1 protein-coding gene is annotated in these 238 nt (G+C 41.6%); it reads left to right on the top strand.

The features are described 5' to 3' along the window. The coding region (locus tag JIG41_RS05360) for a transposase (protein WP_199524373.1) at nt 1-238 on the top strand (238 nt) is incomplete at both ends.

Here is a 238-nt window from a genome sequence, read left to right as displayed (position 1 = left end):
TCGTGATAATAGATGGCGCAGGCTGGCACACATACGATACAGCCGCAGAATTTAACAACCTCACGCTAATAAAGCTCCCTCCTTATTCACCAGAGTTAAACCCAATAGAGCAAGTATGGAACTGGATACGACAACACTGTTTATCCAATAGAGTGTTTTCGGGCTATGACGAAATTGTTGATGAAGTTTCAAAAGCATGGAATCACTTTATTTCAATACCGGAGCGAGTGATGAAGAT

It is taken from the genome of Pseudoalteromonas sp. bablab_jr011 (assembly GCF_016464045.1).
Classification (GTDB): Bacteria; Pseudomonadota; Gammaproteobacteria; order Enterobacterales; family Alteromonadaceae; genus Pseudoalteromonas; species Pseudoalteromonas lipolytica.
The sequence above is the reverse complement of the archived record's forward strand: the minus strand, read 5'-3'. Positions and strand labels throughout refer to the sequence as shown.